We start from the raw sequence: 25,297 nt of genomic DNA on the forward strand, positions 1-25,297 counted from the left end.
ACATGGAACTGGCCAGCCTGATCGGACGCCTCAACCCGGACAACCGCCGCGCCCTGGAACGGGCCGCCCAGCGTTGCCTGCAACGCGGTCACCATTACGTTGAAATCGAGCACCTGTTGCTCGAACTGCTGGAGATCGAAGGCGGCGACTTCGCTTACCTGCTGCCGCGCTTCGGCCTGGAACGCGATGCCCTCACGGCGGAAATCAACAAGGCCCTGGAGCTGTTCAAGACCGGCAGCACCCGCACCCCGGCACTCTCGGCGCAGACCATCGGCCTGCTGGAGGACGCCGTGGTGCAGGCCAGTGTGCTCGGCCTTGAGAGCATCCGCTCCGGCCTGCTGCTGTTGGCGTTGCTCGACCGTGATGAACGCCGCAGCCTGTTGCTCAACAGTGCTTCGTCGCTGCTGCGCATTCCTCGGGACGCCCTGCGCAGCAACCTGCTGGAATGGACCGAAAGCTCCCGCGAGCACATCGGCGGCCCACGCCCAGTAACCGCAACTGCCGGCAAACCCCAGCAGAAACAGGATTCGGTACTCGACCAGTTCACCCAGGACCTGACCGCCGACGCCCATGCCGGGCGTATCGATCCCATCGTTGGGCGAGACGGTGAAATTCGTCAGTGCATCGACATCCTGCTGCGCCGCCGCCAGAACAACCCGATCCTGGTCGGCGCACCGGGCGTCGGCAAAACCGCGGTGGTCGAAGGCCTCGCCCTGCGCATCGCCGCCGGAGACGTACCGCCGTCACTGCAAGACGTCAGCCTGCGGGTTCTCGACCTCGGTCTGTTGCAGGCCGGCGCCGGGGTCAAGGGTGAATTCGAGCAACGGCTCAAAGGGGTGATCGACGCGGTCCGCAGCGCGGAAAAACCGATCATCCTGTTCATCGACGAAGCCCACACCCTGATCGGCGCCGGGGGTGTCGAGGGCGGAAGCGACGCCGCCAACCTGCTCAAACCGGCGCTGGCCCGTGGCGAACTGCGCACCCTCGCCGCGACCACCTGGCTGGAGTACAAAAAATACTTCGAGAAAGACCCGGCCCTCGCCCGCCGCTTCCAACTGGTCCAGGTCGAAGAGCCGGATGAAACCACTGCCGTGGAAATGCTCCGTGGCGTCGCCGCCAAACTCGAACAGCACCACGGCGTGCAGGTATTGGATGCAGCGATTCATGAGGCGGTGAAACTGTCCCATCGCTACATCTCCGGTCGACAACTGCCAGACAAAGCCATCAGCGTCCTCGACACCGCCTGCGCGCGTGTCGCCCTCGGTCAACACGACGTACCACCGCCGCTGGAGAGCCTGCGCCATCGCCAGCAAAGCCTCAAGGATGAAGTCGAACGCCTGCGCCGCGAACAGGCTACCGGCCTCGATCACCGTGAACGCATTACCTTGCTGGAGACCGAGTCCACCAGCAACGTGCAGGCCATTCGCGAACTGGAGATTCGCTGGAGCGAAGAACGCGTCGCCGTGCGTGAGCTGCTGGAAACCCGGCGCGAACTGTTGGCCTTGAGCGAGCGTGCCGACAGCGACAAACCGGACGACGTCACCGACGGGCGCATCGACCATCTGGCCGCCGAACTGCTGCGCCTGGAAGCCGGCCTCGACGCCATTCGCCAGGACGACCCGCTGGTGCCAGAACAGGTCGACGCGAAAACCGTCGCGGCGGTGATTGCCGGCTGGACCGGCATCCCGGTCGGCAAAATGCTCGCCGACGAAGCCCACGCGGTGCGGACTCTCGGTCAACGCATGAGCCAACGGGTGATGGGCCAACGCACCGCGCTGAACACCATCGCCCAGCGCTTGCAGGCGTATCGCGCCGGCCTCACCGACCCACAGAAACCGGTCGGCGTGTTCCTGCTGGTCGGCCCCACCGGCGTCGGTAAAACCGAAACCGCCTACGCCCTGGCCGATGCGCTGTATGGCGGCGAACGCAACCTGATCAGCATCAACCTCTCGGAATACCAGGAAGCCCACACCGTCAGCCAACTCAAAGGCGCCCCACCCGGCTATGTCGGCTACGGCAGCGGCGGCGTACTCACCGAGGCCGTGCGACGCAAACCCTATTCCGTGGTGCTGCTGGACGAAATCGAAAAGGCCCACCCGGATGTGCTGGAGGCTTTTTATAACGTCTTCGACAAAGGCCTGATGGAAGACGGAACTGGCCTGGTGGTGGATTTCAAAAACACCGTGATGCTCGCCACCAGCAACGTCGGCGCCGAACTGCTGCTCGACACACCGACCGCGCACCTGGACAGCGATGCCTTCAACGAGCGCCTGCACAACGTCCTGCTGAAAGCCTTCCGTCCGGCGTTTCTCGCACGCATGACCGTGGTTGCATACAGGCCGCTGGATGAGGTGACGCTGGAAGGCATTGTGTTGGCGAAACTGGAGAAATTGCGTGGGCGGTACAAGGCGGCGACCGGGAAACAGTTTGAGTTTGATGCCGGGATTGTGCAGGCGGTGTTGGCCAAGTGCAGTGCGGCCGGTGCGAGGGATGTTGAAAATGTGTTGATGACCCAGGTGACTGGGAAACTGGCGGAGTGGGTGTTGGAATAACCGATCGGTACAGCCGAAAGACCATCCAATATCACCCGGACAGACATACGACGATACCTGGCGATCCTGAAAGTGTCCGCTCAATTCTAAGGAAGAACTATGCCCATACTCTTCGACATCCCAAGAACAGCCGGCAGCAACAACTATATTCAGAAAGGACCAACCTGTTGGTACTACGCGGCCAAGATGCTGGTTTCCATGCACAACCTGCGTTCCTCCGGTGTGTTTGACCAACAATGGAAAGGCCTGCATGAAGTGCGCAAGGTCATTAGCGAACTGAGTTCGGATTCTCAACTTGGAGGAGACCCGAGCGAAAACCTGGACTGGCTGAGAGGTCGACTGGGAGCGACCCACGAGCAACATCGAAAACTGATTGACGATATCGAAGCAACCAACCATATGCCGGCTGGCTGGCTCCGCGATCATGAACGACGCAAGCGCATCACGATCCTGAACCGCACCTTGGGTATCGACTTTGAAAAAGCCAAGCGCGAACGCGTGGCGATCACAAGCGCCAGGCAGAACATGGATGTCGTCCCCGACATGCACAGGCATAACCTTCTGGAAGCCTTCATGCCGGGACTTTTCGTGACAGGCTCCCTCTCTCTCGAGGACTGCACGCTTGCGTCCATAGAAACTAAGTTGCGCGACACCGGTCCCTTCTATGCATCGGGAGACGTCTGGTCGAAACGAGAGAACCGGCGAGAAAGAACAGGTGTCTCGGCGATCATTCCTAACGACACCCGAATTGAAGTATTAAAACTAACAGAAGACTCGCCACACGCCGTGATCGTAGCCGGAATAGTCGGGAAGCAGGTTTACTACAAAGACCCGAACAACGCCTCAGAAATAAGAATAATAGAATTCGACACATTCAAATTCGGCTGGGGAAACTCAGGCGCATGTCGTCATATCGATTTGGTATGTCCCAACAGAGTCCACGGGCAACTGGGTGGATGCGCACATACGGCGCCGCTTGTCTTACATAACCGCTAGAAAGGAAACGATACAGACCAGGAAGGAACGCCATGTCCGCATCTGTTTCCATGCTTTTTGACAACCTCTACAGGTCTATGGCATGCCCTACAAAATCATTCTCTGGAATACGCAGCACTTCCATAACCAGTCCGCAAAGGAGTCACAGGCGTACCTGGAGAAAGCAAATTTTCTGAAAAAATTGCTGCTTCACAAAAGACCCGACCTGCTTGCGCTGTTTGAAACCGGGACGACGGGCGTTCCGAATGTCTCGGCTGAAAAGCTCCTGAATACGTGGGGCTATGTGTTGGTGCATGCACTGGATAATGAAGGCGGCTCTCGCCTGGATACCACACTGGGTTCCATGGTGTTCGTACGCACTGAACTGGCAGGTGCCTACGATATGTTGCCCGATTACATTCTCGGGGACAGTGAGCGTCGCGCGCCCATCATCATCCGCCACAAGTACACCGGGGATGCGCTCGCGTTCTACCACGCCAACTCATCAACGAAAGCCAGTAACCTGACCGCCGAGACCATTAGATTCATCGTGGAAAATCTTGGCCACCGCTTTCGTGAACTGATTTTTTTTGGTGGAGACCTCAACTGCGAGCCACAGTCGAACCATCAGGAAATCCGTGGGGCCGCCCACAAACCGTTAAAGCCTGTTGCACCAGCCGTTGCCGGCACTCACATCCAGATCACCAATAAAACCCTGAAGGACTCATCGAGCGACTGGAAGCATAACGTAGAGCATGTCTTCGACTTTGAAAGGGGTGAAGACGTCCCGAAGGTTCCACTCACGCAATGGCACCACCAGTACCGCTGGGATGAAGCCATTACCGAAGATGAATTTGTTCCCACGCCAAGAGTGCTCGACTATGCCTATGTCACCGACACCTATCGCTGGAGCGCAGAATGCGACGGCAGGCATCAGTCCATTCCAAACGGTCGCGGAGGCTATAAGGGCATCAGGCGACTTTATTACGGCGATGTGATTCGCAGCGACCATTTCCCGGTGTTTTATTTCGCCAAAGGCCCACTTGAAGAGGCGATGTTCAGGGTGCAGATCGCCGAAGACCTTTACGGTCTTGATAGCGGCACCCGAAGCAACTTCAACAACAGCGGTCAAACCGTAAACCTGCGCTTTGGTTCATTCAAAACTTCGCCAGTCGAAATGGAACCTCGAATCACTGCGACCTACTGGGCTTGGCAGAGCGCAAAAACATTGCGCGTCTCATCAACAACCAATCTAGCTGCGCAATTCCGCTACAACAAGCAAAAAGGCACGACCTGGCCAGCCATCATCGAGTTCTCCATTACTGGAGGCGCCAGCAGTTCAGCCAACGTCATAACGCTTTACGTCACCGCCATCGACTATGAGTAAGAACAGATAACGACTTATTCCTTATCAAGAGGATGCATCATCATGTTAAAGGCGAAACTTGAGCAGGAACAAAGGCATCTGCGCCCTACCATCCCCAATGCCCATGCCGGAACAGTGAACTTCGACGTGGACCTGACCATCAGCAAGTCTTTATTGGCATTAGTCATTGGCAATTCCCACAGCGCCTATTACCTGCCGTGGGATATGGACAGTGGTCTCTATATTGATCTTCCGGCTACACCGACAGGCAACGACCCTGTTCTTTTCCTGACCGCTAACCTGACCGGTTGCTGCGTGGGCATTCAGAACTTCGGCGGGTTCATCAGGGTTCGTCACTACAATCTGTACACGACCGGAAATCAAAACCCGGTTTTTTCTCACGATGATCTTTACAGGTATGGCACCAACATTTCCTGGCTGCTGCCCTCAGACAAGTACAACGTGCCCGCCATAAACCGGGCGGATCCTTACACACATGCTGGACCGTGGGGCGAGGCTGTTCTCTGGGGAGAATACGTGGCCCGGTATTGGCCGTTCACCTCAAAGTGGCACTTCTATTATCAAAACGGAAACGCCGACACCGTCATTCATGAATTGAACTATCAATAGCAGGTCAATCAATGCCACGCACCGCCGACAGCAACACCAGCCTCTCCCTCACCGCCACCTCGCTGTCGGCACTTTACCCTGAGTCGCTGTCCGGCGAAGAAGGCCTCAACGTCCTAGGCGCGCAAACCCTCAACGGCCTCAACGACGGCACCTCCCTCACCCTGACCAGCGCCGTTGCGACTCACGTCACCACCTCCCTGCACAACGACGCCATGCTCCGTCCTTTCGACGCACTGGTCGCCGAAATCCGCCAACTCCCCGCCGACGCAACCGCTGAGCGTTATCAGCTTGTCTTGAGGCCATGGCTCTGGTGGCTAACCCTGGCCAGCAACAACCGCGTCTTCCAGAACCTCAGCACCTCGGACATCGTCACCACAATCTTCAAGGCCCACGGTTTCACCGATTTCCAGTTGAAACTCACCGGCAGCTACACGCCCCGCGAATACTGCGTGCAGTACGGCGAAACCGATTTCGCCTTCGTTTCGCGGTTGCTGGAAGAGGAAGGGATTTTCTGGTTTTTCACCCATGAAGACGGCAAGCACACGCTGGTGCTCGGAGACAGTAACGATGCCTTCGTGCCCATCCCCAACGGACCGAAGGTGACGTATCTCGGACAGCGAATGGGCGAGCGCGAATTGCATGGCATCCGTTCCGGACAAGTCTGTGTGCAGGCGGTGGCCGGGGTGTATCGGGCGACGGATTATGAGTTCACCACACCGAGTACTTCGCTGTATGGTCAGGCCGAAGCAGTGGCCGGACCGCGTTCGATCTATGAACATCCGGGCGGTTACACCGCCAAAGCTCGCGGTGATGCGCTGACCAAGCAGCGGGTGGACGGCTTGCGCAGTCAGGAAAAGCGCTTTGTCGGCGAGAGCGATTGCCGTTGGTTGGTGCCGGGGCACTGGTTCACCTTGGCCGGCCACGATGACGCAGCACTGAATATCGATTGGGTGGTGACGGCGGTGACGCATGAGGCCAGTCATGACAACTACCGCAACCGCTTCGAAGCCATCCCCAAAGCCACACCTTATCGTCCGGCGCGGATCACGCCCAAACCGCGGATGCACACCCAGACTGCAGTGGTGGTGGGCAAATCCGGCGAGGAAATCTGGACCGACGAGTACGGCCGGATCAAGTTGCAGTTCCCTTGGGACCGCGACGGCAAGAACGACGAAAGCAGTTCCTGCTGGGTGCGCGTGGTGCTGCCCTGGAGCGGTAAGGGTTTTGGCATGCAGTTCGTGCCACGGATCGGTCAGGAAGTGATCGTGACTTTTATCGACGGCGACCCGGATCGGCCACTGGTGACCGGTTGCGTTTATAACGGCGACAACGCCCTGCCCTATGCGCTGCCGGCCAATCAAACTCAGTCCGGGATCAAGACCCGCTCATCCAAAGGTGGCGGCGGTTTCAACGAATTGCGTTTCGAGGACAAGAAGGACGCCGAGGAGGTTTTTCTGCAGGCGCAGAAGGACTTCAAGATCAATGTGCTCAACGACACCACCGCCACCGTCGGCCATGATGAGATCCTCACGGTAAAGAACGCCCGCACCCGGACGGTCAAGGAAGGCGACGAGACCGTGACCCTGGAAAAGGGCAAACGCAGCGTGACGATCCAGACCGGCAGCGACAGCCTCGATGTAAAAGACAGCCGCACGGTCAAGGTCGGCGCCGATCAGAAGCACAGTACCGGTGGCAACTATGAACACAAGGTCACCGGCGACTACAGCCTGACGGTGGACGGCAACCTGACCATCAAGGTAACCGGCACCCTCACCCTGCAAAGCGGCGGCAATTTCGCGATCAAGAGCGGTGCCGATCTGGCGGCTCAGGCCAGCACCTCGATCAGTCAGAAGGCTGGCACTTCCCTGAGCAATCAGGCCGGTACTTCTCTGGAAAACAAGGCCGGCACTACCCTGACCAACGACGCCGGGGTCAGCCTGATGAACAAGGGCGGTGCCGAGCAGACCGTGGACGGCGGCGGCATGCTGACCATCAAGGGCGGACTGGTGAAGGTCAATTGAGGAGCGACAGAGGATGTCATCGGACAAACTGGAACTGGAACGCGGTGACAGCCGACTCGACGGACGAATGCTCGACGGCCAGCTGGAAGGTCCGCTACACATCAAGGAAGCCGGTAAGCCCCAGGCCGCCTTGAATTACAGCCAGGGCGAACTGCAAGGGATGAGTCTGCTGTATCACCCCAATGGCAAGCTGTCGGCACAGATGCCTTTCGTGCACGACAAGTTACAGGGCATCGCGACGTTTTATGCCCCTCAGGGCTGGCTGCAACGCAAAGCCACGTATCGCCGGGGCCTGCTGCATGGCGAAGCCAGCAACTATTTTCCCGATGGAAAAGTGGCTGAAATAGAGTTTTACCGCGACGGTGTGCGTGAAGGGGTTTACCAACGTTTTCATCCTAACGGCAAACCTGCCGTCAACGCCCGCTACCTCAACGGTCAGCTGCTTGAACCGGAGCAAGGCTTTGCCAGCGATGGACGCCCACTGGACGCCGAGGGTAAGCCGATCTCGCGGATGCGCTGGTGGTATCGGCGCTGGGCCGATCCGACACAAGCCTGAAGCCTTGTATTGAATCTGATGGCCTCATCGCGAGCAAGCTCGCTCCCACAGGGGATTTCCATTGAACAGAGTAATTGCGTACAACGGCGATCCAGTGTGGGAGCGAGCCTGCTCGCGATGAGGCCGGAAAATCCAGCATCAATGGTGACTGAAACGCCGCCTTCGCGAGCAAGCCCGCTCCCACATTTAATCGTGTGTGGGTCAGGGGATAAGCATCTGCATCTGCCCCGGCATCGCGATCTTGATCACCCCGCCCCAGTTGCACATCAAGCTGCAATTGGCGTCGAGGGCAGGCATTCCCCCCAGCAACAGAGTCGGCGCACCGGGCATCCACGGGGCGGCGGTGGCCGGGATGCACGGCATCGGTGTCAGCACCCCAAGGGCAGCGGCGGTGGCGGCCGCGACCATTGGATTGGCCGGACTCATGCACATGCCAAACGGCATGATGTTCAGCAGCGGAATGTGATCCATGATGTTCGCCGCCGGCATGCCCCCGGTCAGCGTGCGGTTGACCGGCAGCACGTTGAGTACCCCCGGTGCCGCACCGAAACTGCATTGCAGGGTCGCGGTGGCGCACACTTGCGGACAGCCCATTTCGAATCTCCTTCCTGGAGGCGGTGCTCCTCTGAACCATAGTCCGCCGAGCCTGTTCTTGCACATCAGGAACGCTGATTATCCGGCAACACGCTAACCTATAAGACCTTGCCGCGCTTGTGGCGCCCCCGGTGCGCCATTAGATTAGCCAATGATGTCTGGCCTCCAAAATAAGCAGAAGGGATAAGCATGGCGCTTAATGACCAGTCCACCCGCATTCGCTCAGGCGAAGAACTCGATGTCAGCCTGATCGACCCGTACCTCAAGGCGCACATTCCCGGCCTGAGCGGGTTGCCACAGATCAGCCAGTTCCCAGGTGGCGCTTCAAACCTGACGTACCTGCTCGAATACCCCGAGCAGGAGTTCGTGCTGCGTCGGCCACCGTTTGGCCACAAGGCCAAGTCCGCCCATGACATGGGCCGTGAATTTCGCATACTCAATCAGCTCAAGGACGGTTTTCCGTACTGCCCGAAAGCCTACGTGCACTGCACCGACGAATCGGTGATCGGTGCCGAGTTCTATGTGATGGAACGGGTCAAGGGGATCATCCTGCGCTCCGAACTGCCACCGGAACTGGGCCTTGACGCGGCCAAAACCGAAGCCCTGTGCAAAAGCTTCATCGACAAGTTCGTCGAACTGCACCGAGTCGATTACCAGGCCTGTGGTCTGGCCGACCTGGGCAAACCAGAAGGTTATGTCGCGCGGCAAATTCGTGGCTGGAGCGAGCGCTACGAAAAAGCCCTGACGCCTGACGCGCCGAGCTGGGAAGCGGTCAAGGCCTGGCTCAACGACAAGATGCCGGCCGACCACCCGACGTCGAGCATCGTCCACAACGACTACCGCTTCGACAATGTGATCCTCGACCCGAACAACCCGATGCAGATCATCGGCGTACTGGATTGGGAACTGACTACCCTCGGTGATCCGCTGATGGACCTGGGCAATACCCTCGCCTACTGGATCGAAGCCGGCGACCCGGCACCGGTACAACTGATGCGCCGCCAACCGAGCCATGCACCCGGCATGCTGACCCGTCGCGAATTCGTCGACTACTACGCCGAACGCTCGGGGATCCAGATCGACAACTTCGACTTCTACTACACCTACGGGCTGTTCCGCCTGGCCGGTATCGTGCAGCAGATCTACTACCGTTTCTTCCATGGCCAGACCCAGGACAAACGCTTCGCGCAGTTCATTCACATGAACAAACTGCTGGAGCAGATGAGCCTGCACGTCATCCAGAAATCCAGCCTCTGATCGCGCATCTGGCGCTACGCCCCTCACAAGGAAAAACCATGTCCAAGACTCAGTTGTTCGACCTCGACGGTAAAATCGCTTTCGTCTCCGGCGCCAGCCGTGGCATCGGTGAAGCCATCGCCAAACTGCTGGCCCAGCAAGGCGCCCATGTGATCGTGTCGAGCCGCAAACTCGACGGTTGCCAGCACGTTGCCGATGCGATCATCGCTGACGGCGGCAAAGCTACCGCCGTCGCCTGCCACATCGGTGAAATGGAACAGATCACTCAAGTATTCGCCGGGATCCGTGAACAGTTCGGACGCCTGGACATCCTGGTCAACAACGCCGCGACCAACCCGCAGTTCTGCAACGTACTGGACACTGACCTCAGCGCCTTCCAGAAAACCGTCGACGTCAACATTCGCGGCTACTTCTTCATGTCGGTGGAAGCCGGCAAGCTGATGCGCGAGAACGGTGGCGGCAGCATCATCAACGTCGCCTCGATCAATGGCATTTCGCCGGGGATCTTCCAGGGCATCTACTCGGTGACCAAGGCCGCGGTGATCAACATGACCAAGGTCTTCGCCAAGGAGTGCGCGCAATTCGGCATCCGCTGCAACGCCCTCCTGCCGGGCCTGACCGATACCAAATTTGCCTCGGCGCTGGTGAAGAACGACGCGATTCTGAAGACTGCGTTGCAGCAGATTCCGCTCAAGCGTGTGGCTGATCCGAGTGAAATGGCTGGAGCAGTGTTGTATCTGGCGAGTGATGCGTCGAGCTATACGACTGGGGTTTCGTTGAATGTGGACGGTGGTTTCCTGTCCTGATTCAGCCGGACATGCGCCACGACAGGCAGCCTTCGGGCTGCCTTTTTTATGGACGCAACCCTCACCCACACGAGAGAAAATGAATTCCATACATTGCAATAATCGAATTTATATTCCATAACTAGGCATCCTGAAAACAATAACCCAAAGGACCCTGTTATGCGCGAACTCGGAATCGGACTTATCGGCACAGGCTTCATGGGCCGTGCCCACGCCCTGGCCTTTCGCAATGTCAGCGCGGCTTTCGAACTGCCCTTCACGCTTCGCCTCGCCGCCCTTGCCGACGCCGATCCGGTTCGCGCAAAAGCGTGCGCCACTGCCTGGGGCTTCGAGCAGGCCCACAGTGACTGGCAGCAGTTGATCGACGACCCCAAGGTCAACCTGATCGCCATCACCACACCGAACCACCTGCACTACCCAATGGCCATGGCCGCTATCGCCGCCGGGAAATCGGTGTACTGCGAAAAACCGCTGGCGGTCAGTCTTGAACAGGCCAACGCCATGCACCTGGCGGCCAAAGCGGCCGGCGTGGTCACCCGCGTGGGCTACAACTACCAGCACAACCCGATCATTGGTTTGGCCCGCGACCTGATTCGAAACGGCGACTTGGGCGAGATCATCAGCTTTCAAGGTGAATTCAGCGAAGACTTCATGGCCGACCCAGCGTCACCCTGGTCGTGGCGTTGTGAAGCCGAACATGCCGGCGGCGCACTGGCGGATCTGGGCAGCCATTTGCTGGCCATGGCGCGCTATCTGCTCGGCGATGTCGAGGCCGTGTGCGCCGATACCCAGACTGTGCACCGCCAACGTCCGGCCGCAGCGGGCGGCCAGGAACAACGCAGCATTGCCGTCGACGACCAGGCCCACGCCCTGCTGCGTTTCACCAGCGGCGCGCGCGGAACCTTCAGCAGCAGTTGGCTCAAGCACGGCTACAAAAATCACCTGAGTTTCGAGATCAGTGGCACTCGGGGCACCCTGGCGTTCGATCAGGAGCGCTTGAATGAGTTACGCCTGTGCCGTGTCGGCCAGGATGGTTTCCAGCGCTTGCTGGCCGGGCCGAACCTGCCCGGCTACGCGGCGTTCAGCCCGGCGCCGGGGCATCAACTGGGTTACAACGAGTTGAAGACGCTGGAAGTCCATGAGCTGATCATGGCCTTGGCCGGGCAAGGCCAGAACGGCACTGACTTCGAGCAAGCCTTTGAAGTGGAGCGACTGGCGACGGCCATTCGATTGGCGGCGCGGGAACAGCGTTGGGTCAATATCAGGGAGGTCTGATCGCCGCACCGCACCAGCTCAGCGCACCAATCGCTGCGCCAACGCCTTGGCCTGACTCGCCACGTCAGTCACCGCCGTGCTCTCCCACCACATCCCGCGCAGTGGTGGGCCCATGGCGAACAAGCGGGTTGATACCTGCCCCTCGGCATCCAGCACTGCGCCGCCCGCATCCGCCGCGATCCCCAACGCCAATGGCCCCGGACGAATCAATCCGCGGGCCAACAGTTGCTGTGGCAACGGCCGGGCGACCCGGCGCCAGTCGTATTCGATGCCGCTGGAGTTGATCAGCGCATCGCCACTGACCACTGTCACTTCAGACTCCCCGCGACGACGAATCCGAATGTTCACCCGGCCATCCGCCGAGGGCGCCAGTCCTTTGAACGACGCAGCCTGAATCCGCAGCCGTCCTTCATGGTGCAAACGCGCCACCAACGCGGCACTCAAGGGCGGCGATCGGTGGTGATGACTTTCCCACCACGGCCGCACATGCCGCACGAACTGCCGGCGCTGCACGTCCGTTGCCTGGCTCCACAACCGCCCGATATGGGCCCGCACGGTATCCAGCGGTGCCTGCCAGTCGATACCGTCCGCCATCGCGGCACGGCAATGGCGTCGCAGTTCGTGCATCAGCTGACGCGGGCTGCGTATGCCAGGATCTTCAGCAAGAAAATCCACCCACGCCGGCGGTTGCCGACGCACATGCGGCAACAAGCCGTGACGGGAAAACACTTCGATCGGTCCGCGATGCCCGGCCTGCTCCAGCGACACCACCGCGTCGACCATGGTCAGGCCCGAGCCGATGATCAGCACCGTCGACTGCGGACCCAGCTGCATCATCGCCGCCACATCCCAAGGGTCCACGGCGGCGGCGTTCAAGCCACTGGATTCGGTTTGTGGCGTTCGCGCAGCCGGGAACAGACCGGTGGCCAACACCGCAAAAGCACCGCGCAACCGCGTGCCGTCACTCAACGTCAGCAACGTGGCGTGTTCATCGGTTTGCAGGTCGACCACCTCCCCTCGCACATGCTCGACGCTTGAGCCATACAGTGCGCCGACGGCCTGGGCTTCGGCCAACCGTTGCTGCACATACAAACCGAAAATGCCCCGAGGCGGGAACAACTCGGCGACCGGCACTGACTGCTGGTCCGACTCGGGCCAGCCGCCGTTCGCAATAAATGCGCCCAGCCATTGGGTCAGGTCATCGGCGTTGTCCGGGTCGACACTCATCCGCGCGGCATTGCCGTTCAGCGTGTGGCCCAATTCAACTGCGCTATAGGCCTCGCCCCGGCCCAACTCGGCGCGAGGTTCGATCACCAGCACCTGACGCTTGCCGGGCAAGCGCATCAACTGCGCGGCCAGTAACGCACCGCTCAGGCCACCGCCGACGATCAGGATGTCAGCGTTGCGGATGGAGTCTGTTGCCTGTCCGCCTGGGGTTTCAGTCATGCGGTTCTCACGGGTCGGTGTTTGTCAGAAATGTATCACTGGATGGCTATCGGGACCGATGATCTGTTTCAGAGCACCACATTACGCACAAACCGCGTTGCCACCGCTCCATCATTTCGATAGGCGTGGGGCCGGTTACTGGCGAAGCTGATGAACTCACCCGTCGCAAGGCTGCGTTCCTCGTCCCCCAGCACCAGCGTCAGGCTGCCTTCGAAGACATACAGCTGTTCACTCCAGCCATCGGCATCGGGCTCCGACAGGTATTGCTCGCCCGGCTCCAGCCGCCACTCCCAGAGTTCGACTTCACGGCTGGCGTTAGCCTTGGCCAACAGCACGGCTTTACTGCCGGGGATCAAGCCGGCCCACGCCAGTTCGTTGATGCGGCTTGGGTCGCGCACTTCGGGGGCCTGGATCAGGTCGCTGAACGCCACGTCCAATGCTTCGGCCACCCGGTCGAGGGTGGTCAGGCTGACGTTTTTCTCACCGGCTTCGATGGCCACCAGCATCCGTCGGCTGACTCCGGATTTTTCCGCCAACGCAGTCTGGCTCAATTCTGCGGCATGGCGCAGGCGTCGGACGTTCTGGCTGACGTGTTGAAGGACGGAGGCCCGTTGGCCGGAATCTTTGTGCACTATATTGCTCACTTAGTAGGTTTGCGCAGTATACTGCCCAACTTCGGGCGCATTGTGCGTCCCCCTCAGGTAGTGCGCAAGGCCATGACGTCGCTGAATACTTCCAAACCCTCTGCCTTTTTCTCGCGGTTCAGCAAGGCTGAATGCGTGTTGGTGCTGATCACCATGGTCTGGGGCGGGACGTTCCTGCTGGTGCAACATGCGATGACCGTCAGCGGGCCAATGTTTTTCGTCGGCCTGCGCTTTGCCGCAGCGGCGAGCATCGTCGCGCTGTTCTCCTGGCGCAGCCTGCGTGACCTGACCCTGTTCGAGCTCAAGGCCGGCGCATTCATTGGCGTGGCGATCATGCTCGGCTATGGCCTGCAAACCGTCGGCTTGCAGACCATCCTCAGCAGCCAATCAGCATTTATCACCGCGCTTTACGTGCCGTTCGTGCCCTTGCTGCAATGGCTGGTGCTGGGACGTCGACCGGGGTTGATGCCGAGTATTGGCATCATGCTGGCGTTTACCGGGTTGATGCTGCTCTCGGGCCCCGCCGGGGCGTCGTTGAATTTCAGCTCGGGGGAAATCGCCACGCTGATCAGCGCCGTCGCCATCGCCGCCGAGATCATCCTGATCAGCACCTATGCGGGCCGAGTCGACGTGCGTCGGGTCACCGTGGTGCAACTGGCGACTACCTCGGTGCTGGCATTTTTGATGATCGTGCCGACTCAGGAAACGCTTCCCGGTTTTTCCTGGTTGCTGCTGGCCAGTGCAGTGGGTCTGGGCGGCGCCAGCGCGGCCATTCAGGTAGCGATGAACTGGGCACAGAAAAGCGTATCACCGACTCGCGCGACGCTGATCTATGCCGGCGAACCGGTCTGGGCCGGTATCGCCGGGCGCATTGCGGGCGAGCGGCTGCCGGGGCTGGCGTTGTTCGGCGCGGCATTGATTGTTGCGGCGGTGATCGTGAGTGAGTTGAAGACCAAGGGTAAGGCTGCTGCGACTGAAGAAGAGTTGGAACAGGAAGCACAAGGTTAAGGCGTGAAATTTGCGGCGCTTGAAAAATAGCTATCGCGAGCAAGCTCGCTCCCACAGGGTCCGGGTGTGTACACACAATCGCGACACGACACATATCCAGTGTGGGAGCGAGCTTGCTCGCGATGGCGTCCGAACGACCGGACACAGTCCTTTGAAACAATGTGAATCAGGCTTTTTCAGCCTACCTTGTAGGATCCTGCCACAGCTTGGCGGTTGGTGATCCGGGGCTCGGCACGTATGATCCCTCACAAACTTCCGCAGATTAGAAGCCTATGTCCCTGATAGTTCTACTGTTTCTGCCTTTTATTGGCAGCTGTCTGGCGACCTTGCTGCCGCACAACGCGCGTAACGCTGAATCAATACTCGCAGGCCTGGTCGCCCTCATCGGCACCGTCCAGGTAGCTTTGCTGTACCCGCAGATCGCCCAGGGTGGAGTGATTCGCGAAGAGTTCTTCTGGCTACCGAGCCTGGGCTTGAATTTCGTCCTGCGCATGGACGGTTTCGCCTGGCTGTTCTCGATGCTGGTGCTGGGCATCGGCACGCTGGTGTCGCTCTACGCTCGGTATTACATGTCGCCGGACGACCCGGTGCCGCGTTTCTTTGCGTTTTTTCTGGCATTCATGGGCGCCATGCTCGGACTGGTGATCTCCGGCAACCTGATCCAGATGGTGTTCTTCTGGGAACTGACCAGCCTCTTCTCGTTCCTGTTGATCGGCTATTGGCACCACCGCGCCGATGCTCGCCGTGGCGCCTACATGGCACTGATGGTGACCGGCGCCGGCGGTTTATGCCTGCTGGCGGGGGTCATGCTGCTCGGCCATGTCGTGGGCAGCTATGACCTGGACAAGGTCCTGGCCGCCGGCGATCTGATTCGCGCCCATGCGCTGTACCCTATCCTGCTGCCGCTGATCCTGATTGGCGCGTTGAGCAAAAGCGCCCAGTTCCCCTTCCACTTCTGGCTTCCCCACGCGATGGCCGCGCCAACACCAGTCTCGGCGTATCTGCACTCGGCGACCATGGTCAAGGCCGGAGTGTTTCTCCTGGCGCGGCTGTGGCCGTCGCTGTCCGGCAGTGAAGAATGGTTCTACATCGTCAGCGGGGCCGGCGCTTGTACATTGTTGCTCGGCGCTTACTGCGCAATGTTCCAGAACGACCTCAAGGGCCTGCTGGCCTACTCGACCATCAGCCATCTGGGCCTGATCACCCTGTTGCTGGGCCTGAACAGCCCGCTGGCCGCCGTCGCGGCGGTGTTCCACATTCTCAACCACGCGACCTTCAAGGCCTCGCTGTTCATGGCCGCCGGGATCATCGACCACGAAACCGGCACCCGCGACATTCGCAAGCTCAGCGGTCTGATCAAGCTGATCCCGTTCACCGCCACTCTGGCGATGGTCGCCAGCGCCTCGATGGCCGGCGTGCCGCTGCTCAATGGCTTCCTCTCGAAAGAGATGTTCTTCGCCGAAACTGTGTTCATCAACGCCACGGCCTGGGTCGAGATGACCCTGCCGATCGTCGCGACGATCGCCGGTACGTTCAGCGTCGCCTATTCGCTGCGCTTTACCGTTGATGTGTTCTTCGGCCCAACCGCCACCGACCTGCCGCACACCCCGCACGAGCCGCCGCGCTGGATGCGTGCGCCGGTGGAGTTGCTGGTGTTCACCTGCCTGGTGGTGGGGATCTTCCCGGCCCAGGTGGTCGGCCCGTTGCTCGCCGCCGCGGCCCTGCCGGTGGTGGGCGGAACCTTGCCCGAATACAGCCTGGCAATCTGGCACGGCCTCAATGCACCCATGATCATGAGCCTGATCGCCATGTCCGGCGGCATCGTTGTGTACCTGCTGCTACGCAACCAACTCAAACGCGGGCGCTTCAACTACCCACCGATCATTGGCCGCCTCAACGGCAAGCGCCTGTTCGAGCGCAGCCTGGTGGTGATGATGCGTCTGGCTCGACGGCTTGAGCGGCACGTCAGCACCCAGCGTCTGCAAACCCAGTTGTTCCTGCTGGTGCTGGTCGCGGTGTTGGCGGGTTTGATTCCGCTGCTCCACAGCGGCCTGAGCTGGGGCGATCGGCCGAAGATCTCAGGTTCGATCGTCTTCGTCATCCTCTGGCTGCTGGCGATTGCCTGCGCACTGGGCGCCGCCTGGCAAGCCAAGTATCACCGGCTCGCGGCCCTGACCATGGTCAGCGTCTGCGGAATGATGACCTGCATCACCTTTGTCTGGTTCTCGGCACCGGACCTGGCCTTGACCCAACTGGTAGTCGAGGTGGTGACCACCGTGCTGATTCTGCTGGGTCTGCGCTGGCTGCCACGGCGGATCGAAGAGGTCTCGCCACTGCCCGGCAGCGTGCCGAAAGCACGGGCTCGCCGTCTGCGCGACTTGCTGCTGTCGAGCGCGGTCGGCATCGGCATGGCGCTGCTCGCTTACGCCATGCTGACCCGCCAGACGCCGAACGACATCTCTTCGTTCTACCTCAGTCGTGCGCTACCCGAAGGCGGCGGCAGCAATGTGGTGAACGTGATGCTGGTGGACTTCCGTGGCTTCGACACCCTCGGTGAAATCACCGTGCTGGTGGCCGTCGCGCTGGCCGTGTTCGCCCTGCTGCGACGCTTCCGCCCGCCGAAGGAAAGCATGCAACTGCCCGCCCAACAGCGGCTATTGGCACCGGACGTGGTCACCGATCTGGTCAACCCGCGTCACGCCAGCGATACCGCGCTGGGTTTCATGATGGTGCCGGCGGCGCTGGTGCGGCTGTTGCTGCCGATTGCAGTGGTGGTGTCGTTTTACCTGTTCATGCGTGGACACAATCAGCCCGGCGGCGGTTTTGTCGCGGGTCTGGTGATGTCGGTGGCGTTCATCCTCCAATACATGGTCGCCGGCACTCAGTGGGTCGAGGCGCAGATGAGCCTGCGACCGGTGCGCTGGATGGGCATCGGGCTGCTGTTCGCCACGCTCACCGGCCTCGGGGCGATGGTCGCCGGTTATCCGTTCCTGACCACTCACACCTGGCACTTCGGGCTGCCGTTGCTCGGCGAGATTCATATCGCCAGCGCGCTGTTCTTCGACATTGGCGTATACGCCGTGGTGGTGGGTTCGACGCTGCTGATCCTGACTGCCCTGGCGCACCAATCGGTGCGTGGCCACAAGCCGGGCAGCCAGCCCAAACCCATTGCCAAGCCAGGAGCTGTCTGATGGAGGAAGTCATCGCAATTGCCATTGGCGTACTGGCGGCCTCCGGGGTCTGGCTGGTGTTGCGCCCACGGACCTTTCAGGTAGTGATGGGCCTGTGCCTGCTGTCTTACGGGGTCAACCTGTTCATCTTCAGCATGGGCAGCCTGTTCATCGGCAAGGAGCCGATCATCAAGGACGGCGTGCCGCAAGACCTGCTGCATTACACCGACCCGCTGCCCCAGGCGCTGGTACTCACCGCCATCGTCATCAGTTTCGCCATGACCGCATTGTTCCTGGTGGTGCTGCTGGCGTCCCGGGGACTGACCGGCACCGACCATGTCGATGGCCGGGAGCCTAAAGAATGAGCGGAATGCCCCATCTGATCGCTGCACCGATTCTGCTGCCGTTGCTGACGGCGGCCCTGATGTTGATGCTCGGCGAAAAACATCGCCCGCTCAAAGCCCGGATCAACCTGTTCTCCAGCCTGCTGGGCCTGGGCATTTCCGTGCTGTTGCTGCAATGGACTCAAGCGCAAGGCGTGCCCGGCTCGATCGGCGTGTACCTGCCAGGTAACTGGCAAGCACCGTTCGGCATCGTGCTGGTGGTCGATCGCCTGTCGGCGTTGATGCTGGTGCTGACCGGGATCATCGGCGTCAGCGCCCTGGTGTTCGCCATGGCCCGTTGGGACCGTGCCGGCGCAAGCTTCCACGCGCTGTTCCAGATTCAGCTGATGGGCCTCTACGGGGCCTTTCTGACCGCCGACCTGTTCAACCTCTTCGTGTTTTTCGAAGTGTTGCTGGCAGCGTCTTACGGTTTGATGCTGCACGGCTCGGGCCGCGCCCGGGTGTCGTCGGGTCTGCATTACATTTCGATCAACCTGCTGGCCTCGTCGCTGTTCCTGATAGGCGCGGCGTTGATCTATGGCGTCACCGGCACCCTGAACATGGCCGACCTGGCGCTGAAGATCCCGCTGGTGCCGGAAGCCGATCGCGGCTTGCTGCATGCCGGCGCGGCGATTCTGGCCGTGGCGTTCCTGGCCAAGGCCGGGATGTGGCCGCTGAACTTCTGGCTGGTGCCGGCCTACTCCTCGGCCAGCGCCCCGGTGGCGGCGATGTTCGCAATCATGACCAAGGTTGGCGTCTACACTTTGCTGCGCCTGTGGACCCTGCTGTTCTCCGGCCAGGCCGGCGCTTCGGCGTACTTTGGTGGCGACTGGCTGACCTACGGCGGCATGGCGACGATTGTCTGCGCCGCGTTGGCGATTCTGGCCGCGCAGCGACTGGAGCGCATGGCCAGCCTGAGCATTCTGGTGTCGGCGGGCATCCTGCTGTCAGCCATCGGTTTCGCCCAGCCTAGCCTGATCGGTGCGGCGCTGTTCTATCTCGTCAGCTCAACCCTGGCGCTGAGCGCGTTGTTCCTGCTGACGGAACTGATCGAGCGCTCGCGTACGGCCATCGAGTTGCCGCTGGACGACGAAATCGAAGCGCTGCCACGACCGCCGGAATCCTCGCCGCCGACCAAAGGCATCAACCTCGACGACGAGCAGAAAGCCGTGGTCGGGCAGGTGATTCCCTGGACCATGGCCTTCCTGGGCTTGAGTTTCATTGCCTGCGCGCTGCTGATCATCGGCATGCCGCCACTCTCCGGGTTTATCGGCAAGCTCGGTTTGCTCAGCGCCCTGCTCAACCCGTTAGGCCTCGGTGCCTCGGGTGAGCAGCCGATATCGAACGCCGCGTGGAGCCTGCTGGCGCTGTTGATCCTGTCCGGGCTGGCCTCGTTGATCGCCTTCTCGCGCCTGGGCATCCAGCGCTTCTGGACGCCGGCAGAGCGCCCGTCGCCGGTGCTGCGACGCCTGGAATGCGTGCCGATTTTTGCCTTGTTGGGCTTGAGTATTTTGCTGACCTTCAAGGCCGAACCGCTGATGCGCTACACCCAGGCGGCCGCCGATACTTTGAATCATCCGCAGCAATACGTGATGGCGGTGCTCGGCACCCGCGCCATACCCAGCCCCGAAGCCAAAACCACGATGCAGGAGGTGCAACCATGAAGCGACTGTTTCCGGCTCCCTGGTTGTCGTTGGCGCTTTGGGTCCTGTGGCTGGTGCTGAACCTGTCCATCAGCCCCGGCAACCTGCTACTGGGCGCGATATTGGGTTTCTGCGCACCGTTGATGATGCGCAAGCTGCGACCGCTGCCGATCCGTATTCGTCGTCCCGGGGTGATCCTGCGCCTGTTCTTCCAGGTCGGGCGCGACGTGCTGGCGTCCAATCTCGCGGTTGCGTGGGGCGTGTTGAACGCTGGCCGACGGCCGCCACACTCGAAGTTCATCAAGGTGCCGCTGGACCTGCGTGACGCCAACGGCCTGGCCGCGTTGTCGATGATCACCACGGTGATTCCCGGCACGGTCTGGTCGGAACTGGCGCTGGATCGCAGCATTCTGCTGTTGCATGTGTTCGATCTGGATGACGAAGCGCACTTCATCCAGCACTACAAGCTGACTTATGAGCGCCCCTTGATGGAGATCTTCGAATGAGCGCCCTGCTCTCGAATGCGGTTCTGTTCAGCCTGTTCATGTTCTCGCTGGCGATGGCGCTGACGTTGATCCGCCTGTTCAAAGGCCCGTCGGCACAGGACCGGGTTCTGGCGCTGGATTACCTGTACATCCTCGCCATGCTGATGATGCTGGTGCTGGGGATCCGCTATGCCAGTGACACCTACTTCGAAGCGGCGCTGCTGATCGCACTGTTCGGCTTCGTCGGCTCGTTTGCCCTGGCGAAATTCCTGCTGCGTGGCGAGGTGATCGAATGAATGAATTTGGCGAATTGTCTCTGTGGGTCGAGATCCCGGTGGCGATCCTGCTGGTGGTCAGCAGCCTGTTCGCGTTGATCGGTGCCATCGGTTTGCTGCGTTTGAAGGATTACTTTCGGCGCATGCACCCGCCAGCTCTGGCATCGACCTTGGGCGCCTGGTGCGTGGCACTGGCTTCGATCATCTATTTCTCGGCACTCAAATCCAGTCCGGTGTTGCACGCCTGGCTGATCCCGATACTGCTGTCGATCACCATGCCGGTGACCACCCTGCTGCTGGCGCGTGCGGCGTTGTTCCGCAAGCGCATGGCCGGGGATGATGTGCCGGCCGAGGTCAGTAGTCGACGGACTGAAAGCGAGCGTTGATTGCAAAGGGTTGTGTTGAATGGGAAGGCCTCTTCGCGAGCAAGCCCGCCCCCACATTTGAACTGCGTCGGGTTGAGATTATGTGTACACAGCAAATCCAGTGTGGGGGCGGGCTTGCTCGCGAAGGCGATAGCCCGCTCGCCTCAAGTCCACGCCACAGCCAACAACCCCGCCCCCAACACCACGCACAGCGGTGAATAGGCCCAGGTGTCGAGGCGGGCAAACTTCGACCCGGCCTGCTCCTTGAAAAAGCCGACCAGGTTCGAATCACCGATTGCGCGGGCAAACATCAGCAAGGCAATTGCACTGATCAGCCATTGCAGCGACCAGTGCCCGACTGCCGGCACAAACAGGCCGACCCGCAGGCTCACCATCAAGGCTATCAGCAGCAACCCCACAGCCACCGCCAGGGTTGCCAGCGTTGAAGGCTTGAAAGCCGGGCGCAGTCCTTCGCCCGCGCCGTCTCGTACCTGCGGCACCACCGCGTCACTGGCCCATCGGCCGCCGAGCGCCCAGTACAAATGGATCAGGCTGATCAGCAAAAACGTGGCGACAATCCATTGAGCAAGCACAAACGTCATAAGCGGGGTTCCTTGAGTCGATAGCAGAAACCACAGCCTAGACCAGAGTTTTTGTCAGCGCTTTGTTCCACGGCAATGTTGAAGTCACACCTCATGAAATTCGCCCGAACCGACTGCTCATTGATCGCCTGGGTGCGCTACAGGCTGGCAGACACCTTGTCTGCCACGTCTTTGGGCAGCCACGCACGCCAGACCTCCGGATGCGCCTTCATGAAGGCTTCGGCGGCTTGACGCGGCGGTGTGTGCTTCTCGCTCATTTTGGCCAGGGCCTTGTTCAAAGGTCCGATAGGCAGGTCGACCTTGCTGAAAAACTCAGTCACCTGCGGATACTGTTTCTGGAAAGGCGCGGACACCCCAATTGACAGTTTCGAGGGCAACGAGCGTGTTGGTTTCGGATTGGGATTATCGGCATCGGTCAGGGTCTTCCAGGCCTCGGCATCGAACGGTGGTTCTTCCAGCTGAATCAGCTTGAAGCGTCCGAGCAGTGGGGTTGGCGACCAGTAATAAAACAGCACCGGCTTGCCACGGCGAATGGACGAGGTAATTTCTGCATCCAGCGCCGCGCCGGAACCGCTGCGAAAATTCACGTAACTGTCCGTCAGGCCATAGGCCGTGAGCTTCTGCTTGTTGACCACTTCCGAGGTCCAACCGATCGGGCTATTGAGAAAGCGCCCTTTGCCGGGGCTTTCCGGATCACTGAAGACATCCTTGTAACGCGGCAGGTCCGACACGCTGCGCAAGTCCGGCGCCAGTGGCTTGATGCCTTTGGCCGGATCGCCCTTGATCACGTACTCCGGCACCCACCAGCCTTCGGTTGCGCCTTTGACCGTATCGCCGATACTCGCCACCTTGCCGTCTGCCTCGGCCTTGACCCAAACCGGACTGCGACCGGCCCACTCTTCGCCAATGACCTGAATGTCATTGTTGGCCAACGCGGTTTCCAGGGTGATGGTGGTACCCGGCAAAGTATCGGTCGGCAGGCCGTAGCCCTTCTCGACAATGATCCGCAAAATGTCGGTGATCAGACTGCCGCTTTCCCAGTTCAGGTCAGCGAAGTGGATCGGGGCCGGGGCGGCCGTCACAATCATGGGCGACGCCAGCAGACCCACAGTGGCCAGCAGACTTCCCAGCAACAGTCGAAAACCTTTCATGCTTTGCACCTCGTGCTGTTCACAGCAATGGCAGAGCGGCTTTGCGCACTATGGCCGCAAGCCTGCGAATACTCAGTCAACTGACTGTAGTAGAGGTTTCTGCGTTCGAGGTCCAACGATCAATTTTCAGAAGCGTCCTGCAAGTGCTGCAACTCCCTTCGCACCATGCTGGCGTACTCCGCCGGACGCAAGGAGTAGATCTGTGATGCCACCCAGCTCAGCCAGGCGCCCTGCAGAACAGCCTTCTGAGCGAACAAGCGCTGAGCGCGTACGCGAGCACTGTCGAGGTTCTGCTCATGGAAGTCAGCCCGGGACAGGCTCATTTACTCACTGGCCTTGAACGTTGTGAGCTCGCCTTTGCGCCACTTGGCAGCTTTACCGGTCACCGCTTTCAAGGTTTTGGTCAGACCTTCCTGTAGCTGTTCGTGAGCGGCAAACACCGTCACCACGCTATGGCCTTCCTTGAACAAAATCGCCTGACCTTCTGCTGTGGTCACGAACGCGTAATCACCGAGGCCGTAGACCGTCAGTTTGATCTCGCGAAACTTGATTTCGAATTTGCCACCTTCGCGGCTCGGCAATACCGCAGCGCGGAAATGATCGCCGACTTTGAGCTCCAGGCGAGGCTTGTCATCCACCACCAGTGCCGACTCGGTGTCGATCTCGGCGATGTAAATGCCTTCAGGGGTCTGCTCGGTGATGTAAACGAAACGTGATTGAAACTGTTTGACCAGCTTTGCACGCAGGTCACCCAGCACGAACAAAGCATGCATATCGAGATTACTTACTGCCAAGGAAACATCCCCACATCTGAAAATGACGCTACCCGCAGAAAAAACAGGCAGCAAAAAACGGTCATGCCGAAAATGTCGCAACAATGAACCCAGCTGAAACCGTGAAGTAAGCAGAAAGCTCCTTCATCGCAAGGCAGGGGAAGACTACTGGAACCCTACTCTCGCCGTCTTCTCGGGCGGTCGTCAGAGGGTGAGAGAAAACGCCCTTCTAACGGCCAGAGAATACTGGACTATCAACTTTAGGGAGAAAACTCTTTTAAAAAAGCACTTTTCTGACATATCGCCAGAAAAAAATTGCTTTAGATGAGCATGAACCTCCAACCAGTGGAGGCGATTCTAGAGCAGCCATGCGCTCCTAGACTACCTAAAGCGACGTGCAACCGTCGGCAAACCATAGAAAAGGACTTCATATGAGCACGCAGACCCGCCCTGCCCAGGACCCAAACACCCTTACCTATAGCGCTCATCTGCGTTATCAGGTGGTTCTGGCGGGTAACCGTTTTTTCCATATCAAAGAAACTGCGACTGGTCGTGTAAGAGGTTTCCGTGGTGACCACAACGAAGCCTGCGCCCTCGCCAGAAACTTCGAAGCCGGCCTCTGACACACCGCAGTGCATTTGCCGACGCAGTCGTTTCGTCACACCGATGACTTAACTGCGCCGCCGACAAGCAACAACTGCCATACTGCCCGACCATTGAAACTCAGCCCCTTCGGCGGGCTGCGTTGAAAACTACAGAATAATTTCCAAGGGAAGGCGCACGTGACCGAATTTGATATCGGCGAGTTTTTTATTTGGGGCGAAGCCAGAGAAGTCGACGGTGAATTCCAGGCCGTCATTGTAATGCGCGCCAAACCGCCGCTGACCACCGTGACTTACCACCAGGTCGAGAAAGATCGTTGGTTCAAAACCCCGGACGTCGCCGCAGCCGCTGCCATGGAATCTGCCAAAGCGCTGAAGCTTGCCGTTGATGGAGGCGCGCTGAACGCCTGATCGACAGATCGCGATTTCAGCAAACTCATTAGCAAAAACGATTTAATGCAGGCTGTCAGGCTGTTCGGCGTTCAGTTGCGCCAGCCAGGCAGCCTTGCACTCTTCGGCTTCATTGCGGCTGGAGAATGCAGTGCCACGTTGCTCGCCATTGAGCAAGACGACCCAGCACACGCTTTGCCCCTTCGCCCGCAATCCGGCAGGCACGCCACTGCCAATCATCACCGCCACATCGACTTTACTTTGCATGAGAGCACCTCGGAAACCATCATTAGCCTCCTAACATTCCAGGAATATTAATGAGTCCCTC

26 protein-coding genes are annotated in these 25,297 nt (G+C 59.9%); 18 read left to right on the top strand and 8 right to left on the bottom strand.

Annotated elements, in window-relative coordinates:
* Positions 1-2 precede the first annotated feature (2 nt).
* The 6 genes from tssH (at position 3) to AC1RPZ_RS14305 (ending at position 8,100) form a co-directional block, all read left to right on the top strand.
* Entirely contained in the window at positions 3-2,552 is a 2,550-nt protein-coding gene (tssH, locus tag AC1RPZ_RS14280) for a type VI secretion system ATPase TssH (RefSeq protein ID WP_493137679.1), read from the top strand.
* Between the two features lie 99 nt (positions 2,553-2,651).
* Positions 2,652-3,548, top strand: coding sequence for a hypothetical protein (locus AC1RPZ_RS14285; protein WP_493137680.1), 897 nt, complete (start codon positions 2,652-2,654; stop codon positions 3,546-3,548).
* Between the two features lie 82 nt (positions 3,549-3,630).
* Positions 3,631-4,914, top strand: a complete 1,284-nt coding sequence (locus AC1RPZ_RS14290) for a hypothetical protein (protein WP_493137681.1) — start codon at positions 3,631-3,633, stop codon at positions 4,912-4,914.
* A gap of 42 nt (positions 4,915-4,956) precedes the next feature.
* Entirely contained in the window at positions 4,957-5,523 is a 567-nt protein-coding gene (locus tag AC1RPZ_RS14295) for a hypothetical protein (protein ID WP_493137682.1), read from the top strand.
* An 11-nt stretch (positions 5,524-5,534) separates the two neighbouring features.
* Positions 5,535-7,544 carry a type VI secretion system Vgr family protein gene (locus tag AC1RPZ_RS14300; protein WP_493137683.1) on the top strand — a complete coding sequence of 670 codons (2,010 nt, stop codon included), beginning with the start codon at positions 5,535-5,537 and terminating at the stop codon, positions 7,542-7,544.
* Positions 7,545-7,557: 13 nt separating this feature from the next.
* A complete protein-coding gene (locus AC1RPZ_RS14305) occupies positions 7,558-8,100 on the top strand; it encodes a toxin-antitoxin system YwqK family antitoxin (RefSeq protein WP_493137684.1) in 543 nt (180 codons plus the stop codon).
* A gap of 201 nt (positions 8,101-8,301) precedes the next feature.
* Here AC1RPZ_RS14305 and AC1RPZ_RS14310 read toward each other — a convergent pair whose 3' ends face one another.
* Positions 8,302-8,694 (bottom strand): DUF4280 domain-containing protein, encoded by a 393-nt coding sequence (locus AC1RPZ_RS14310; protein WP_054596762.1) that lies wholly within the window; start codon positions 8,692-8,694, stop codon positions 8,302-8,304.
* Positions 8,695-8,883: 189 nt separating this feature from the next.
* On the opposite strand from AC1RPZ_RS14310, the gene AC1RPZ_RS14315 reads away from it, so the two are divergent.
* From AC1RPZ_RS14315 to AC1RPZ_RS14325, 3 genes are all read left to right on the top strand, one after another.
* Complete coding sequence (locus AC1RPZ_RS14315; protein WP_493137685.1) at positions 8,884-9,951, top strand: phosphotransferase family protein; 1,068 nt, start codon at positions 8,884-8,886, stop codon at positions 9,949-9,951.
* A 38-nt stretch (positions 9,952-9,989) separates the two neighbouring features.
* Positions 9,990-10,757 carry an SDR family oxidoreductase gene (locus tag AC1RPZ_RS14320; RefSeq protein ID WP_071555042.1) on the top strand — a complete coding sequence of 256 codons (768 nt, stop codon included), beginning with the start codon at positions 9,990-9,992 and terminating at the stop codon, positions 10,755-10,757.
* 159 nt (positions 10,758-10,916) lie between these two features.
* Positions 10,917-12,032, top strand: a complete 1,116-nt coding sequence (locus AC1RPZ_RS14325) for a Gfo/Idh/MocA family protein (protein WP_493137686.1) — start codon at positions 10,917-10,919, stop codon at positions 12,030-12,032.
* A gap of 18 nt (positions 12,033-12,050) precedes the next feature.
* On the opposite strand, the gene AC1RPZ_RS14330 is transcribed toward AC1RPZ_RS14325, so the two are convergent.
* A complete protein-coding gene (locus AC1RPZ_RS14330) occupies positions 12,051-13,478 on the bottom strand; it encodes an FAD/NAD(P)-binding protein (RefSeq protein WP_493137687.1) in 1,428 nt (475 codons plus the stop codon).
* Positions 13,479-13,546: 68 nt separating this feature from the next.
* A complete protein-coding gene (locus tag AC1RPZ_RS14335) occupies positions 13,547-14,110 on the bottom strand; it encodes a helix-turn-helix domain-containing protein (protein WP_493137688.1) in 564 nt (187 codons plus the stop codon).
* On the opposite strand from AC1RPZ_RS14335, the gene AC1RPZ_RS14340 reads away from it, so the two are divergent.
* From AC1RPZ_RS14340 to AC1RPZ_RS14370, 7 genes are all read left to right on the top strand, one after another.
* A complete protein-coding gene (locus AC1RPZ_RS14340; RefSeq protein ID WP_493137689.1) occupies positions 14,105-15,130 on the top strand; it encodes a DMT family transporter in 1,026 nt (341 codons plus the stop codon). The two genes, AC1RPZ_RS14335 and AC1RPZ_RS14340, sit on opposite strands and share 6 nt — an antisense overlap.
* 272 nt (positions 15,131-15,402) lie before the next feature.
* Entirely contained in the window at positions 15,403-18,321 is a 2,919-nt protein-coding gene (locus AC1RPZ_RS14345; protein WP_493137690.1) for a monovalent cation/H+ antiporter subunit A, read from the top strand.
* Positions 18,321-18,665, top strand: coding sequence for a Na+/H+ antiporter subunit C (locus tag AC1RPZ_RS14350; RefSeq protein WP_003202835.1), 345 nt, complete (start codon positions 18,321-18,323; stop codon positions 18,663-18,665). Before AC1RPZ_RS14345 ends, AC1RPZ_RS14350 begins: the two co-directional genes overlap by 1 nt.
* Positions 18,662-20,347, top strand: a complete 1,686-nt coding sequence (locus AC1RPZ_RS14355; RefSeq protein ID WP_493137691.1) for a monovalent cation/H+ antiporter subunit D — start codon at positions 18,662-18,664, stop codon at positions 20,345-20,347. Before AC1RPZ_RS14350 ends, AC1RPZ_RS14355 begins: the two co-directional genes overlap by 4 nt.
* Positions 20,344-20,832, top strand: a complete 489-nt coding sequence (locus AC1RPZ_RS14360) for a Na+/H+ antiporter subunit E (protein WP_493137692.1) — start codon at positions 20,344-20,346, stop codon at positions 20,830-20,832. The genes AC1RPZ_RS14355 and AC1RPZ_RS14360 overlap by 4 nt, the downstream gene beginning before the upstream one ends.
* Complete coding sequence (locus AC1RPZ_RS14365) at positions 20,829-21,107, top strand: K+/H+ antiporter subunit F (protein ID WP_493137693.1); 279 nt, start codon at positions 20,829-20,831, stop codon at positions 21,105-21,107. Before AC1RPZ_RS14360 ends, AC1RPZ_RS14365 begins: the two co-directional genes overlap by 4 nt.
* Positions 21,104-21,472, top strand: coding sequence for a Na+/H+ antiporter subunit G (locus AC1RPZ_RS14370; protein WP_493137694.1), 369 nt, complete (start codon positions 21,104-21,106; stop codon positions 21,470-21,472). The genes AC1RPZ_RS14365 and AC1RPZ_RS14370 overlap by 4 nt, the downstream gene beginning before the upstream one ends.
* Positions 21,473-21,615: 143 nt before the next feature.
* On the opposite strand, the gene AC1RPZ_RS14375 is transcribed toward AC1RPZ_RS14370, so the two are convergent.
* The 4 genes from AC1RPZ_RS14375 to AC1RPZ_RS14390 all read right to left on the bottom strand — a co-directional run bounded on the left by AC1RPZ_RS14375 (position 21,616) and on the right by AC1RPZ_RS14390 (position 23,998).
* Positions 21,616-22,053 (bottom strand): DUF3995 domain-containing protein, encoded by a 438-nt coding sequence (locus AC1RPZ_RS14375; RefSeq protein ID WP_493137695.1) that lies wholly within the window; start codon positions 22,051-22,053, stop codon positions 21,616-21,618.
* A 137-nt stretch (positions 22,054-22,190) separates the two neighbouring features.
* Positions 22,191-23,204, bottom strand: coding sequence for an ABC transporter substrate-binding protein (locus AC1RPZ_RS14380; protein WP_493137696.1), 1,014 nt, complete (start codon positions 23,202-23,204; stop codon positions 22,191-22,193).
* Between the two features lie 119 nt (positions 23,205-23,323).
* Positions 23,324-23,527: a hypothetical protein gene (locus AC1RPZ_RS14385; protein ID WP_493137697.1), complete on the bottom strand. Its 204-nt coding sequence runs from the start codon at positions 23,525-23,527 to the stop codon at positions 23,324-23,326.
* Positions 23,528-23,998: a hypothetical protein gene (locus AC1RPZ_RS14390; RefSeq protein ID WP_493137698.1), complete on the bottom strand. Its 471-nt coding sequence runs from the start codon at positions 23,996-23,998 to the stop codon at positions 23,528-23,530.
* A gap of 410 nt (positions 23,999-24,408) precedes the next feature.
* On the opposite strand from AC1RPZ_RS14390, the gene AC1RPZ_RS14395 reads away from it, so the two are divergent.
* Both AC1RPZ_RS14395 and AC1RPZ_RS14400 read left to right on the top strand, forming a co-directional pair.
* On the top strand, positions 24,409-24,600 hold the full coding sequence (locus AC1RPZ_RS14395) for a hypothetical protein (RefSeq protein ID WP_493137699.1): 192 nt from the start codon (positions 24,409-24,411) through the stop codon (positions 24,598-24,600).
* A 159-nt stretch (positions 24,601-24,759) separates the two neighbouring features.
* The gene (locus AC1RPZ_RS14400) at positions 24,760-24,990 is read left to right on the top strand and encodes a hypothetical protein (RefSeq protein WP_493137700.1); all 231 of its coding nucleotides are present in this window, start codon (positions 24,760-24,762) and stop codon (positions 24,988-24,990) included.
* A 42-nt stretch (positions 24,991-25,032) separates the two neighbouring features.
* Here the strand turns inward: AC1RPZ_RS14400 and AC1RPZ_RS14405 are convergent, their stop codons facing one another.
* Positions 25,033-25,236, bottom strand: coding sequence for a hypothetical protein (locus AC1RPZ_RS14405; protein WP_493137701.1), 204 nt, complete (start codon positions 25,234-25,236; stop codon positions 25,033-25,035).
* Positions 25,237-25,297 lie beyond the last annotated feature (61 nt).

This window comes from Pseudomonas sp. GW822-FHT02D10, from assembly GCF_058802345.1.

What these genes read in the sequence shown, in the direction of transcription:
- AC1RPZ_RS14405 (WP_493137701.1), bottom strand. Translation starts at nt 25,236, where the DNA reads ATGCAAAGTAAAGTCGATGTGGCGGTGATGATTGGCAGTGGCGTGCCT.
- AC1RPZ_RS14360 (WP_493137692.1), top strand. Translation starts at nt 20,344, where the DNA reads ATGAAGCGACTGTTTCCGGCTCCCTGGTTGTCGTTGGCGCTTTGGGTC.
- AC1RPZ_RS14370 (WP_493137694.1), top strand. Translation starts at nt 21,104, where the DNA reads ATGAATGAATTTGGCGAATTGTCTCTGTGGGTCGAGATCCCGGTGGCG.
- AC1RPZ_RS14295 (WP_493137682.1), top strand. Translation starts at nt 4,957, where the DNA reads ATGTTAAAGGCGAAACTTGAGCAGGAACAAAGGCATCTGCGCCCTACC.
- AC1RPZ_RS14395 (WP_493137699.1), top strand. Translation starts at nt 24,409, where the DNA reads ATGAGCACGCAGACCCGCCCTGCCCAGGACCCAAACACCCTTACCTAT.
- AC1RPZ_RS14290 (WP_493137681.1), top strand. Translation starts at nt 3,631, where the DNA reads ATGCCCTACAAAATCATTCTCTGGAATACGCAGCACTTCCATAACCAG.
- AC1RPZ_RS14325 (WP_493137686.1), top strand. Translation starts at nt 10,917, where the DNA reads ATGCGCGAACTCGGAATCGGACTTATCGGCACAGGCTTCATGGGCCGT.
- AC1RPZ_RS14300 (WP_493137683.1), top strand. Translation starts at nt 5,535, where the DNA reads ATGCCACGCACCGCCGACAGCAACACCAGCCTCTCCCTCACCGCCACC.
- AC1RPZ_RS14330 (WP_493137687.1), bottom strand. Translation starts at nt 13,478, where the DNA reads ATGACTGAAACCCCAGGCGGACAGGCAACAGACTCCATCCGCAACGCT.
- AC1RPZ_RS14320 (WP_071555042.1), top strand. Translation starts at nt 9,990, where the DNA reads ATGTCCAAGACTCAGTTGTTCGACCTCGACGGTAAAATCGCTTTCGTC.
- AC1RPZ_RS14380 (WP_493137696.1), bottom strand. Translation starts at nt 23,204, where the DNA reads ATGAAAGGTTTTCGACTGTTGCTGGGAAGTCTGCTGGCCACTGTGGGT.
- AC1RPZ_RS14385 (WP_493137697.1), bottom strand. Translation starts at nt 23,527, where the DNA reads ATGAGCCTGTCCCGGGCTGACTTCCATGAGCAGAACCTCGACAGTGCT.
- AC1RPZ_RS14285 (WP_493137680.1), top strand. Translation starts at nt 2,652, where the DNA reads ATGCCCATACTCTTCGACATCCCAAGAACAGCCGGCAGCAACAACTAT.
- AC1RPZ_RS14310 (WP_054596762.1), bottom strand. Translation starts at nt 8,694, where the DNA reads ATGGGCTGTCCGCAAGTGTGCGCCACCGCGACCCTGCAATGCAGTTTC.
- AC1RPZ_RS14355 (WP_493137691.1), top strand. Translation starts at nt 18,662, where the DNA reads ATGAGCGGAATGCCCCATCTGATCGCTGCACCGATTCTGCTGCCGTTG.
- AC1RPZ_RS14315 (WP_493137685.1), top strand. Translation starts at nt 8,884, where the DNA reads ATGGCGCTTAATGACCAGTCCACCCGCATTCGCTCAGGCGAAGAACTC.
- AC1RPZ_RS14375 (WP_493137695.1), bottom strand. Translation starts at nt 22,053, where the DNA reads ATGACGTTTGTGCTTGCTCAATGGATTGTCGCCACGTTTTTGCTGATC.
- AC1RPZ_RS14350 (WP_003202835.1), top strand. Translation starts at nt 18,321, where the DNA reads ATGGAGGAAGTCATCGCAATTGCCATTGGCGTACTGGCGGCCTCCGGG.
- AC1RPZ_RS14365 (WP_493137693.1), top strand. Translation starts at nt 20,829, where the DNA reads ATGAGCGCCCTGCTCTCGAATGCGGTTCTGTTCAGCCTGTTCATGTTC.
- tssH (WP_493137679.1), top strand. Translation starts at nt 3, where the DNA reads ATGGAACTGGCCAGCCTGATCGGACGCCTCAACCCGGACAACCGCCGC.
- AC1RPZ_RS14345 (WP_493137690.1), top strand. Translation starts at nt 15,403, where the DNA reads ATGTCCCTGATAGTTCTACTGTTTCTGCCTTTTATTGGCAGCTGTCTG.
- AC1RPZ_RS14305 (WP_493137684.1), top strand. Translation starts at nt 7,558, where the DNA reads ATGTCATCGGACAAACTGGAACTGGAACGCGGTGACAGCCGACTCGAC.